Origin of the sequence: Brevibacillus sp. HB1.3 (assembly GCF_013186635.1) — a bacterium.
GTDB classification, from domain to species: domain Bacteria; phylum Bacillota; class Bacilli; order Brevibacillales; family Brevibacillaceae; genus Brevibacillus; species Brevibacillus brevis_D.
The window spans coordinates 798952-812054 of sequence record NZ_JABMIT010000001.1 but is presented as its reverse complement, the minus strand read 5'-3'; the positions used below and the strand labels follow the sequence as shown (position 1 = coordinate 812054).

The following is a 13103-nucleotide window of genomic DNA, read 5'->3' as shown; positions in this document are numbered from 1 at the left end:
ACCACTCCCTTGTTTGGGAAATATCCTCGCCTCCTACGATTTGAGCCAATCAACCGTTTTTTGATCCAGCTTTTTGACGAGAGCAGTCAGCAATTTCACCGTATTTTCCACATCATCATGATGGAGAATCGAAGCGTGACTGTGAATGTAACGCGCAGGGATTGCAATGACAATGGATGGAGCCCCTTTGCCAACCATATGAGCAGCTCCTGCGTCCGTACCCGCACCTGCAAGAGCAGCATATTGATACGGGATGCCTTCCTCTTCAGCCGTATCAAATAACAAATCACGCAATTTCCGATTAGGCACGAGCGAGCCGTCGAATAGAGCAATCGTAGGCCCACCACCACACTTGATATCAGGCAAATTAGGAGAGTCGGCGCTTCCCGGCGTGTCAAACGTTATCCCCGTCTCCAATGCAATGAATAGATCCGGCTGCACCATATACGCGCTCGTGAATGCGCCGCGGCATCCCACTTCTTCTTGTGCAGTTGCGCCGCTATAGACGATGTTGGGGTGTTCCGTTTCCTGCAACTGTTTCATTACTTCAATGGCTGTCAGGCAACCCCCGCGATTATCGAGCGCTTTTGCCATATACATCTTGTCATTCGCCATTACCGTGAAAGGGCAGATCGGTACAATCGGATCACCTGGGCGAATACCCAGCTCCTTTGCGTGTTCTGCATCGGATGCTCCGATATCGATGTACATCCGTTCGATTTCAACTACTTTCTTTCGTTCTTCCGAAGACAGCAAATGTGGCGGTTTTGACCCTATTACGCCGACAATGTCCCCTTTGCGTGTTTTAATGTTCACGCGCTGTGCCAGCATCACCTGCGACCACCAGCCACCAAGCGGCTGGAAGGCGATGAATCCATCCTTCATGACACGCGTTACCATGAACCCCACTTCATCCATATGGCCCATCAACATGATTTTGGGGCCATTGGCCAGGCCTGTTTTCCGACCGATTATGCTTCCCAGATTATCTGTGAACACTTCTTCTGTAAGCGGTTCCAAATACGTGTGCATTAATTCTCGCACTTCCTGTTCTTGTCCGGGAACTCCGGAAGCCTCTGTCAGCTCTTTCAGTACCTTTACCCAACTATTCATCCATCTCTTCCTCTCCATTTGTAGGTTATCTCCAGCTATCATCCATGCGATCATAGGAACCGATGCGAAGATCTGCTTTTTCGTTCGCCAGTACATGCTTGGCTATACGCTCAGATGGGGTACGGGGCAATTCACTGCGGTATTCCCAATATCGTGGAACCTTGTAGTAAGCAAGATGCTCGGTGCAATAAGCGATCAACTCATGAGGAGGCACCACATGGCCCTCTTTTACTACCACGTATGCCTTGATTTCTTCCCCGCGTAATTCGTCTTTCACTGGAAGACAGGCAGCATATTGCACAGCCGGATGCATTTTCATGACTTCCTCAACCTCAGCCGCTGAAATATTTTCCCCGCTCCGGCGAATCATCTCCTTTTTTCTGCCGACATAATAGATGTATCCGTCTTCGTCCATTCGCACCAAATCTCCCGTGTGGAACCAGCCGCCCTGAAAGGCAGCGCAAGTCGCATCAGGATCTTTAAAATAGCCATCCATCATCCCCAAGCCCCGCAGGAGGAGCTCGCCAACCTCGCCCCTCGAAACGGGGCGGTTATGAATATCAACAACGCGGACGGTCCGGTCTTTATCCGGTTTTCCGATGCAGCCTGTACCGAGCAATCGGTCATGATCGTGTGGTTTTACCGAAATATCTCCCCCTGTCTCTGTCATGCCAAAAACCTCATACCATGGCGCACCCCATCGCTCTTCCAATTCGCGGTGCAGATGCGGGGGAATGGCCGAACAAAGGATGGTGCGAACGTTATTTTCCCTGTCTAATGGCGAGCGTGGTGCTTTGACCATTAGTGTGGGCATGATCCCTAGGCAGTAGAAAAAGGTAACGTCATATTGCCGTACTTTCTCCCAAAATGTAGAGGGATGAAATCGATCGAGAACCACAAGCTTTGCCCCCACAGCGATCACACCCAGCAAATTCCATTGGGGGTCCATATAGTAAAAGGGCTGAGCCGTTAACAGTACATCTGAATGGGTCAAATGGGGATGCTGCTCCACCACCTTTTTTGCTATGGTGAGCCAATATTCATGTGAAAGCATACACCCCTTGGGTAAGCCTGTCGTGCCGGAAGTATATTGGATGTTGACTAACGTTTCAGGAAAAACGGGAAGCGTTGTTGGATTCGTGGGCGCTGTTTCACACATCGTTCTGAAATCGACAACGTTGGGATCATCTGATTGGTCTATTGAGAGGATTGTTTTGAGGGTTGGTAAAGAAGGTCTGATCTTCTGTAGCAGGGATAAAAACTCTTGTGAAGTGACGATAACGATTGCTTCGGAGTGGTGGAGGATATACTGCGCATCGTACTCTTTGTAATTTACATTTATCGGCACGATAGTCGCGCCCAGTTTTGCCAACGCCAGCCAGGTAAGGGGGAATTCCGGCTGGTTCCTCAGCATGACGGCTACCCGATCCCCATAGCCTACACCCAGCGCTTGGAGCATGTTGGCGATCTGGTTGGAACGGTCTTCTATCTCTTGAAAGGACAATTGTTCATTCCATTCATCAAAGACAAGCCCGATTTTTTCTCCCCATCGTTTGGCTGCCCGTGCCGTCAAAGACTTGATTTCTTGCATATCCAAAAGGTTTCAGCCCTCCTTCTCTATACCGATCCTTTTTTTCGGAACTCTTCAGCCGCCTGCTTGGATTCGTTCGTTTGCACGGTTGCCAGCGCATGCTCGATCTCTAATTCAAAAGCTGCCTCCAGATCACATTGTGCCCCGCGATTTAGTGCAAATTTGGCTTTTGCCAGCGCTACTTGCGGGAGCTCAGCTAACCGTTTCGCCCACTTGTCAGCTTCTTGTGCTAACACTAAATGATCCACTACCTTGTTGATGAGTCCTAGATGCAGTGCTTGCGATGCACCAAACCTTTCGCCCGAGAACAGCAATTCTTTCGCACGGACCAGTCCGATCGTGATGGGAAGGATATGCGAGATCCCCCCGGTAACACTAAGTCCCACACTCACTTCCGGAAAGCCGAATTCGGCATCTTGAGCGGCGATGATCAAATCGCATCCGAGCGCAAACTCACACCCTGCTCCTAGTGCATACCCGTGGACCGCAGCGATCACCGGAAAAGGAACACGCTGGATCTTCCGCGTTATATCCTGAATCTTCTGTAAATTACAGCGGAGCTCAGCCTCATTTTCAGGCTTTTCTTCATGACGCAAATCATGTCCTGCACAAAAAGCATTCCCGCGGCCAGCCAGTATTGCTGCCCTAACTCCTTCCCGTTCCAATTTATCGAGCGATCCATACAGCTCCTCTACCAATTGAGGAATCACCGCATTTAACCGTTCGGGACGATTCAGGTGAATCCAGCCTATCTCTTGACGGATCTCACACTCTACCACCGCCTTACGTGTTATCATTCTTTTTTACCTCCGCCTTTATTTTGGAAAACAATGCTCTCGCATTCGAACCGAGCACCTTCTCAAGCACCTCGGGCTTTATGCTTAATTCCTTCCATTCTGCAATCGCGCGTTTCAGAGGAAATACAGGCCAGTCTGTCGCAAAGAGGATTTGATCTTGCAAGAGGTTGTTTGCTAACCTGTACATCATCTCCCACCCTGCTCCTTGCACCCCCAAATACCTTGGAGAAAGCCCGCCCAAGTCCATCAGAACATTGGGGTGCTTGCGTGCTACGGCAACCATTTCAGGCACCCATGGCCACCCTCCATGACACGCGATCAATGTTAATTCCGGAAAATCACAGGCGACTTGATCCAGCAGCAGCGGGTGTTCATTTCGGATGGGATGAATGCTTGAATAATTAATTCCCGTATGAATGGCAACTGCCAAGCCTAACTCGGCAGCCTTTGCGTATACGGGATATAATTTGCGATCATCGATTGGCATCTCAAAAAATGCAGGCTGGATGTTTACTCCCAGAAAGCCCAGCTCTCTGATGCGGCTCACTTGTTGGACAGCGCGCATCGGTCTGAAATGCTCCATTGAAATCGTACCAAATCCTGAGAAGAGGTCGGTGTGAGCGGATATGACTTTTGCCAATGCTTCATTCAGCGCATCCCCATCCTCGCCGAACTCGTATTCTGCATGCATAATGGCGTGGTCGACTCCTGCTTCTTTCATTTCTTGCATCAAATCGTCGAGCGTTTTCGCCATAGTCGATCTTACTTGTAACACCGCGTCATATTGAGCGACGTACTCATTTCTCATTTCACCTATGCGTGCCTCACGGAACTGCTGTGGCAAGCGGACACGGGCATCAAGAATGTTCATGCGCAGCAGCCCCCAGCCATGGTTTCATAAAAAAACGAGCGGGTGTAGGTAGATCCAAATCGGAGATAGTCAGTTGCTCACCGTTTCGCTTTGCCTGAACGAGTGCAAGCGCCATATCGGAAAAATTCAAGCTGATTTCTTCCAATGAATTTGGGCCATCGGGCGAGTACCAATGGGCGACGCCCGTGCACATTTGAAGCAAAGCCAGGACGGCAAGCTTGGTATTTTCTATCGTAAATACGCCCCTCTCCAATCCGCCCGTTAAAATACGCTGCCAGAGCTGCTCATATTCACTGCGCAGCCTTACTATTTCTTCGCGGGTATTTCCTGTCAGCGCACGGAACTCGGTATCTACTACTAGCGCTGTTAGCTTGTCAATGGCATGGCTGGTAACATGAAGCTGGACAAACGCTGCCAATTGTTGTTCGGGCGCTTCAAGCTCAGCGAGCACTTCCTTTGCATTTCTGAGAAGGGTCTGTAACCCTTCTTGCATGATGGCAACGAGCAGATCCTCTTTTGTTTTCATGTAATGATAGAGGGTGGAGGAAGTTACCTCTGCTTCTAGAGCGATATCGCGTATGCTGGTTGCTTCAAAACCTTTTCTTGCGAATAGCCGTAATGCTGCTTGAAATATTTTTTCTTTCGTCAAAAAAGCGCGCTCCTTTCTACTGATGATTACTGGAAACAAGAGCCTCACATGTTCAGTTACTTGTCGCGGTTACATCATCTGCTTTTTTGGGTTTTGTCGATCGATCGATCGATAGGCTTTCTTTAATCCCCACTTTACTAATCGTCTGATTTAATGTCAAGATTATTTTTTATTTTCTGACATCTGTTTCGGCATAACAAAAATCTCCTCCGGTTTCCCATGAGGAGATCTGTATCCGTTATGACATAGGAGCTTATTGCTTCAAGTATCTTCCCGTGATCGACTGCTCTGCATGAATGATCTGCGGAGGTGTGCCCTCGAAGATCACTTGACCGCCGTTGCTGCCCCCATCTGGTCCCATATCGATAATCCAATCTGCTTGGCTGATTACATCGAGGTTGTGCTCGATGACGATTACCGTATTGCCGGCATCCACGAGGCGGTTCATGATCTCCAGAAGGTGGCCGATATCTGACATATGTAAGCCTGTCGTCGGCTCGTCCATCACGTAAATACTACCTTTCTTGTGCAGCTCGCTGGCCAGCTTGATGCGCTGACATTCCCCACCCGAGAGCGTGCTGAGCGGTTGGCCGAGTGTAATATAGTTCAGCCCCACATCACTCATCGCCTGAAGCTTGCGCACAACCTCTTTTTGCTCAAAAAATTCCAATGCCTGCTCCACAGTCATCTCCAGCACTTCGGCAATGGACTTGCCGTTCAGCTTGTATGCGAGCACCTCTTCCTTGAACCGTCTCCCTCCACATACTTCGCACGGTAACTTTACACTTTCAAGGAATGCAAGGTCTGTATACACAACACCAAGACCTTGGCAGTTCTCGCAAGCCCCCTTGGAGTTAAAGCTGAACAAGCCTTGATTGACCTTATTCGCGGAAGCAAACGCCTTGCGCACATCATCCATGATCCCTGTGTAGGTCGCGGGATTCGAGCGTGTTGACACACCTACCGCCGATTGGTCGATGACGATCGCATCCGGATGCTTGCTGAGGAATATTTCGTTAATCAGTGTACTCTTACCTGATCCTGCAACACCCGTAACGACTGTCAGCACCCCAGTTGGTATATCTACACTCACGTTCCGCAGGTTGTGCAGTGTGGCATCCTCGATGGTCAGCTTGCCGGACGCCTTTCTGGAATCTTGCTTCAGTTGGAGCGGCCGCTTCATATGAGTGCCTGTCAGTGTCCCTGATTCCAGCAGTCCTTGAAAGCTGCCTTCATACACGATAGTCCCACCGTGGCTACCGGCGTGCGGTCCGACATCAACGATATGATCTGCCACCTTAATCACATCGGGATCATGCTCGACGACAATGACGGTATTGCCCTTATCGCGCAGCTTCTGAAGCAATTCATTTAATCGGTGTACATCACGGGGGTGCAAGCCAACGCTGGGCTCATCGAAAATGTAAGTGACATCCACCAGACTGCCGCTCAGGTGCTTCACCATCTTGACGCGTTGTGATTCGCCGCCGGACAAGGTATCCGTTTCACGATCCAGCGTCAAGTAGTCCAGTCCGATATCCACTAGATGCTGCAACCGTTCCGTCAGTGACTTGACCATCGGTGCGGCAACCGAATCGTCAATCTCCTGGATGATGCGTATGAGCCGACCGACCTCCATGGAGGACATCTCCGCAATGTTGAGGCCATTGATTTTGCAGTTGAGTGCAGCTTGATTGAGTCTCGCACCATGACAGCTGGAACAAGGACCTTCGGAGATGAATGGCGCAACAGCTTTTTGTGTACGCTCCGACTTCGTTTTTACATCCTGCTTGATGTATTTATTGGTGAACTTCTCAAGGACGCCTTCCACAGTAATATTCACGGCTTTCCCGGCGAATTGCATCTCTACTTTCCTCGCCTTGGCATACAATAGCTGCTCAAGCTCCTCATCCGAATAATCGCTCAGCTTCTTGTCAGGATCGAAGCCCGTCTGAACGAGCATATTCCATTCCATGCCGTCTACCTTATAGTCCGGCAGCATGATTGCCCCTTCCTTCAACGACTTAGACATGTCCACTGCCTTGCTGAGGTCGACGCCTAATTTGCGACCGATCCCGTTGCATTCGGGACACATACCTTGTGGATCGTTAAAAGAGAACATGTTCGCTTGTCCAACATTGGGCTGACCTACTCGGGAGAAGAGCAAGCGGAGAATGGGAGAAATATCAGTAATCGTGCCCATCGTGGAATGAGAACCACCGCCCAGTCGCTTCTGATCCACGATAACCGCCATGCTGAGGTTCTCGATCGCGTCTGTATCCGGCTGCGGATAGCGGGGCAGGAAATTGCGCACGAACATGCTGAAGTTCTCATTCAGCAAGCGTGTGGATTCTGCGGCGATCGTATCGAAGACGATTGACGACTTGCCCGATCCAGATACACCGGTGAAGATCGTAATCTTTCGCTTGGGAATACGCAAGGATACGTTTTTGAGATTGTTTTCCCTCGCACCGGAGATTACGATATACTCCTGATTAGATTCGCCCATGCCTATCATCCTTCCGATAGCATTCATTTCTACTTATATTTTCATTGTACCATGAAAAAGCTGTTAGGGAACATCAGTTCCTCCAACAGCTTTTCAGTGTCAATCATCCTATGATTCTTTGCTTGCTTACAGAAGAGGCAAAATTGCGTTCGCGTACGCCTGGGCTCCCTTTTGATTAGGATGACCGATGGAGGCACGCTTGCAAATCTCGAAATCCAAGCCCGTGCACCCTGCTTCTGTGCAGGAGACGAGTCGCTCGGCTGCGATCAAATCTTGTGGTGTCAGATCCAAATTGATGCCGAATACATAAGGGTCATTCGTTAGGGCCGCATGCTCCGGACCAAAATTCGGATCGGCGAAAAAGATACGTTGTTGTCCAAGCTCCGCATTTCTCTCATCGATGGCTTTTCGCAGGTAGACCTTTGATTCTGCTTCTAGCTGGGCACAGCGCTTGTATACCTTTTCTAGCTCAGCCAGCCCGAGAATTCCTCCGGTTGCACCGCCGCCGACTCCTCCGACTCCTCCGACAATGGCCCCTACGCCGATCAAGAGTGCTTCCACCGCAGTCATATCGCTCTTTTCAGACACAGGGGGATAATAACCGGTAACGATGATTTTCGCTTGTGTAAATTTATTTGTCACCTCGATCAGTAATTGCTTCATGCTCGCATAGAAATAGTCGTAATGTAATTTCCCTAAGTCGGCTGGATGGAATGGATTCAGAACTGTCCGAACATCGACATCGTTCATGCCCCCATCTAATAGAATCAGATCCACCAATTCAGCCGCGCCTTGGAAAAACGCACATTGCTGCAGGATCGTTGGGAATGATTTAGGTACCTCGCCGTCTACTGGAGCTACTATGTCATGCTTACCCTCTCCAATGATGGCGCCGGAATGAGCGAGTACTTGTGTATATTGCTTGATATTTCCTTCTCTGGCCTGAACGGCTGCTCCCACGATGGAATAAAACTTCTCATGCTCTTGCAAGCCTTGCCCCCAACTCACGGAATCGCCCATTACGAGCATATGGAAGGTTTCTAGGGTCAGTGGAATTTCATTGGAAGGTGTGCCATCGGAAAGCCGCACTTTCAAAGTCACCTGTTCACCCGCTGGATTGCTCTCCACCTCGGCAGGTCGAATCAGAGTAAATTCCATTTGAGTCGAACTTACCATCCGAACATCGGGCATTTCCTGGTTGTTTACCAAGACGAGTGTCCCTTCGGAAAAGCCGCTTCCGTTCACGATCACTTTTTGTCCGGGTCTCATCCGTGTTATCACTTGATTTTCCTGCTGGGCAGAAATGACTCGTGGATTTACGAAGACGGATGCCTTGCTCGAAAGAGTCATATCTGATTGCCGTACTTGGAGCGTATGGGAGCCTCCTGTCACGAAAGGCAAGACAAAATGAAGCATAGTATCACTTACTACCTGGGTTTTCGTTTCCATTCCATCGATCAGAACGACATCGGTTTTGGTATAACGACTTCCTTCCAGCGTCACTGTATCACCAGCGAATGCATAGCGCGGAGAGACATGGCTGATCGACGGCTCCAAGAGCTTGCGTCTGAATTCATCTGCGTCAATGGCTTGAAAGCTGACAGGATCAGACAATCTGCCCCCCGCATATCCGACACGACCGGCATCGGCGAATGAACCCTGCTCTCCCGGTTGACCTGCTGTTCTCGGACCGGGACCGCATGCCGTACCGAATTTTGCATTCTTGCTGTCACCCACAGCCCCACCTGGTCCGCCCGCGCCAGGATTGCCGGGGATTCCGCCTGCACCTGGGCTGCCTCCCTCAATCGTGATCGCAAAACCTTTCGAATAATTTTCGATGATGGTTTGTGGTGCGTACAAGGCCAACCGCCCACCAGCGCCTCCATTGCCTCCTGGGCCGCCGTAGCCTGCTGCACCGCCACGTCCTCCGTTTCCACCTGCTCCGGCTCCGGCCTTGCAAAATCCTGCCCAATCCAGTTCGGCTGGTTTGCCTTTTCCTCCCCGGCCACCATCCCCTCCGTCTTGCCCAGGGCCACCTTGTGTGCCATCTTGCCCTTTCAAGTCAAAATGAGGACGTCCTGCCATATTGAGAACCCATAATTCGAGTTCAGGAGCAGCAGCCCCGTCGAATCCACGGTCTCCGGGTAATCCTGATGTTCCAGGTGTCCCCGGAATGCCTGAGAGCGTCGAAGACATTGGTGCATCTGGCGGTGTTATTGGTTTTTGTCGTTTGGCCGGTACATAGCGGTAAGGACGCTCCCAAGTAAACGTAACATTCTGTCCGACCGTCAACTTTTCTGCGATGATGATCAAGTAACGCTGCGGATATTTCAAAATGACATTCGTTCCATCCTCGATATAAATTTCCGATGCGGCCCAGTAGGCAGTGTCTACCGAAATATTCAAGGCCGAAGCAGGAGATGGTACTGCTAATGTAGCCGTCATTTTTTTAGGAAACGGGATTGCTTGCAGCAGTTCCGCTTTTCCGCTCAACATTTGCAGGGTTGGTGTAGGTTTAGCTGAGTCGATTTGATACGCAGACTGAATCAGGGTATTCCCACTGACGAGCGTAGGGCTTGGTTTCGTCAGCCCCGATTGAGGTACTACTGTCCCACGGATCTTGAGCGACCCTAGACTGGTCAGGGAAGTAATCCCGAATGACTCCAGCACCGCTTTGTGATACGTCATTCGATCCTGAACCATTTGCGATGCTGCTTGGAAGGAAGCCGGATTTACAGCCATAGTCGTAATCCCGAGCGTATTTCCCCCTGCATTGAACGTGTTTGTAGAAGTTGACATTCTTTTTTCCTCTCCCTTATCACCATGAATGAAATAATTTGTGCGAGCCAGTCTCTATTGCACGGATGATCATTCTTGGCTAACGCCGAATTCCTCTAACTCCCGAAAGCTGATTTTTCTTCTGTGTGGAGGGGGTGCTTCCCCTCGATGCGCCCATATGATCTCCACATGATTGCCTTCCGGATCAAGAAAAGAAAAACGTGCATATTCGCTCTCCACATACGGACCATGTGCCAAAATCCCGTGATCCGTCAGCCTCCTCCACACTTCCTTGAAGTGATCCAACGTATCTACCCAAAATGCCAGATGCATATGATGCGGATTGTTCAGGATGAGCAAATCGTGCCGGCCTGATTGGGGATCAATCGCCAAGCATGCCGTTTCGTCGCTATGGTTCACCACTGCTAGTTCAAGTGCGGTTTCATAAAAAGAGGCCAATCTGCGAACATCATGCGCATATAAGGAAATGTGACCCAAGCGGCTTAGCTTTGACATGTTCCCTCCATCCTTTCGTATTGACTCGCCTGTTTCATCCTAACACCGAGAATACAGGGCTCGATATTACTCGAAAGGATACATCCAAAAGGATACCCGTGCGATAAATAGGAGTACTCAGTATAAAAGAAGCGTAGTAAAATCGTAGGAAGAAAAAGGTAAAACCTTGTGATGGAGCAGGTGATGCGATGAATTATCAGGATAGTCTTGAAGATCTGGAAAGTCGTCTGCTGGTAGGACGAACCGAGGAAGTCCTTCATTTTTTGAAGTTGCTTGCGGATGAGCGGCGCTCCAAAAAAATCATGAATCTCTTCGGGACCGCAGGCGTAGGGAAAAGCTATTTGCTCGACGAGCTTAAGCGGCAAGCTCATCTACATCAAGCAGCTACTCTCTCTATGGATAGCGAACAATTTTGGCACACGCCCTCTGATTTTTGCCTACATATTTTGCAGGCATTGCACGTTTATCATAAGAGAGAAGAGCTGCATCCTGCCCAATTGTTGGAGGAATGTGTTTCGAAGCTGAATGAAAAGGCAGCAGATCAGAGACTCGTCCTCTTTCTCGACATTTACGAGAACTTGGACGGCTTGGACCATTGGCTCCGCGAATATTTTTTCAAACGATTAAGCGCGAATATCCTGATCGTGATCGCAGGACGGCATCCGTTGTCTGAAGCTTGGCTTCTTTCACCCGGTTGGCGGCACTTTATCAGTAGGGTCCCTTTGTCCCATCTTCCTTACGATGCTGTCGAGCGCTATGCGCATTACTGTCACATTTTTGAACCGCCTACCATCCAGGAAATGTGGCGTCGCTCCAAAGGACATCCCCTTACCCTTTCATTGCTTTCTTTTACCTTGCAATCGAAAGATCAAGAAGGAAACGGTGCTTTTCATGAGGAAATGGACACGCTGCCATTTGTCGTAAGTCAATGGCTACGAGAAGTTCCCGGCGACCATTTGCGTCCGCTCGTGGAAGCTGCTGCCGTATTGCGTCACTTCAATCAGGATAATCTGTCTTTTTTATTGAAAAGGGAAATTACGGCGTCCGAGTTTTTCCAACTGATTCGATTTTCGTTTGTACGGAAAGTGGACAGCGGCTGGACGATTCATTCCTTGATGAGAGAAGCCATCGCCCAGGATATGCGGGCACGTACTCCGCTGCATTTTGGAGATTTGCAGAAGCGTGCCGTTCACTACTATTATGAGAAGTTTACCAAGTCAGCCCATTCGGTCCGCACACCAGAGACTTTGGAGCTGACGTTCTTTCTGGGTGACGCACTCATTCGCGCCTTTTTAAATTGGTTCGACCCATTACCCAAACCATTCGAATCGATCCACACTGGTCATCGGGAAGAACTGCTGGAGTATATCCGCAATCAGCGGCACTCTCCCTCCCCTAAAACGATCAAACTATTTGATCCGCATACAAACCGCCATTTTGATTTTCACCTGACAGCGGAGCAAACCTTGTACCCATTGAATTGGCTTGATCATGACCGTCTATTCTCACTGGGATATGACGTACTTCGCGTTCTACGCAATGAAAACGGAGCGATCTCGGCGCTTGCCGCAGTTGTTCCCATCAATGAAAAAACCCTTCCTTACCTCATGGAACATTCCGGCTCCCGTTCCTATTTCACTGCTCTATCCGCACAAGAGTTAGAACGGTTCAGGGTACCAGAACACACAAGGGCTGGCTGGTTCATTCACACGATTCACCAAGACGATTACGAGGATGTTTCCCAACATACAGCCATTGGCCATATGCTCCACGGCTTGATGTTCACTGGAGAGTTTTTGTTGTGTTCACCTGCTCCATTTCCTTTTTTCAAAGCCGCCCATGAAAGTTTGGGATTTGATATTGCCGAATTTGCCACCCACACCAACTACGACGGAGTAACACCCACGCACGTATTTTTTCGTGATACGCAAGGCCAGCATCTGTCCTCCTACCTGCAAAAGCTGCTCAAACGATCTGGATTAGATGCGGATTTACGCCTGGAAGAAGAAGCAGTTCCATCTGCTGATCCACCTGTATCTCCAGGCATAGTTACAACGCTGGACATGAGCATGTTGACGGCACGGGAACAGGAAGTAGCCGCGCTTGTTCTTGAGGGAATAACGAACGCGGAAATCGCTGCCCGCTTGTATTTGAGCGAAGTCACAGTAAAAAAGCACTTGAAATCGATTTTTGAAAAGATGGATGTCAGTAACCGGACACAGTTGGTGAAAAAAATGCTTGTGTAGATTGAAAAAGAGGAACCGTAGGTGACGGCTCCT

General features: G+C 49.6%; 9 protein-coding genes. 1 reads left to right on the top strand and 8 read right to left on the bottom strand.

Annotation, left to right across the window (positions count from 1 at the left end):
- Positions 1–33 precede the first annotated feature (33 nt).
- The 8 genes from HPY31_RS03815 to HPY31_RS03780 all read right to left on the bottom strand — a co-directional run bounded on the left by HPY31_RS03815 (position 34) and on the right by HPY31_RS03780 (position 10824).
- A complete protein-coding gene (locus HPY31_RS03815; protein ID WP_172138534.1) occupies positions 34–1113 on the bottom strand; it encodes a M42 family metallopeptidase in 1080 nt (359 codons plus the stop codon).
- Between the two features lie 25 nt (positions 1114–1138).
- Positions 1139–2704 carry an AMP-binding protein gene (locus HPY31_RS03810; protein WP_253901690.1) on the bottom strand — a complete coding sequence of 522 codons (1566 nt, stop codon included), beginning with the start codon at positions 2702–2704 and terminating at the stop codon, positions 1139–1141.
- A 26-nt stretch (positions 2705–2730) separates the two neighbouring features.
- Complete coding sequence (locus HPY31_RS03805; RefSeq protein WP_172138530.1) at positions 2731–3501, bottom strand: enoyl-CoA hydratase/isomerase family protein; 771 nt, start codon at positions 3499–3501, stop codon at positions 2731–2733.
- Positions 3488–4372 carry an amidohydrolase family protein gene (locus HPY31_RS03800; protein WP_172138528.1) on the bottom strand — a complete coding sequence of 295 codons (885 nt, stop codon included), beginning with the start codon at positions 4370–4372 and terminating at the stop codon, positions 3488–3490. The genes HPY31_RS03805 and HPY31_RS03800 overlap by 14 nt, the downstream gene beginning before the upstream one ends.
- On the bottom strand, positions 4359–5021 hold the full coding sequence (locus HPY31_RS03795; protein WP_172138526.1) for a TetR/AcrR family transcriptional regulator: 663 nt from the start codon (positions 5019–5021) through the stop codon (positions 4359–4361). Before HPY31_RS03795 ends, HPY31_RS03800 begins: the two co-directional genes overlap by 14 nt.
- Positions 5022–5274: 253 nt before the next feature.
- Positions 5275–7530, bottom strand: a complete 2256-nt coding sequence (locus HPY31_RS03790; RefSeq protein WP_172138524.1) for an ATP-binding cassette domain-containing protein — start codon at positions 7528–7530, stop codon at positions 5275–5277.
- A gap of 126 nt (positions 7531–7656) precedes the next feature.
- Positions 7657–10329, bottom strand: a complete 2673-nt coding sequence (locus tag HPY31_RS03785; protein ID WP_172138522.1) for an IPT/TIG domain-containing protein — start codon at positions 10327–10329, stop codon at positions 7657–7659.
- A 69-nt stretch (positions 10330–10398) separates the two neighbouring features.
- Positions 10399–10824 carry a VOC family protein gene (locus tag HPY31_RS03780; protein WP_172138520.1) on the bottom strand — a complete coding sequence of 142 codons (426 nt, stop codon included), beginning with the start codon at positions 10822–10824 and terminating at the stop codon, positions 10399–10401.
- 188 nt (positions 10825–11012) lie between these two features.
- On the opposite strand from HPY31_RS03780, the gene HPY31_RS03775 reads away from it, so the two are divergent.
- Positions 11013–13070: a LuxR C-terminal-related transcriptional regulator gene (locus tag HPY31_RS03775; RefSeq protein WP_172138518.1), complete on the top strand. Its 2058-nt coding sequence runs from the start codon at positions 11013–11015 to the stop codon at positions 13068–13070.
- Positions 13071–13103: the final 33 nt, after the last annotated feature.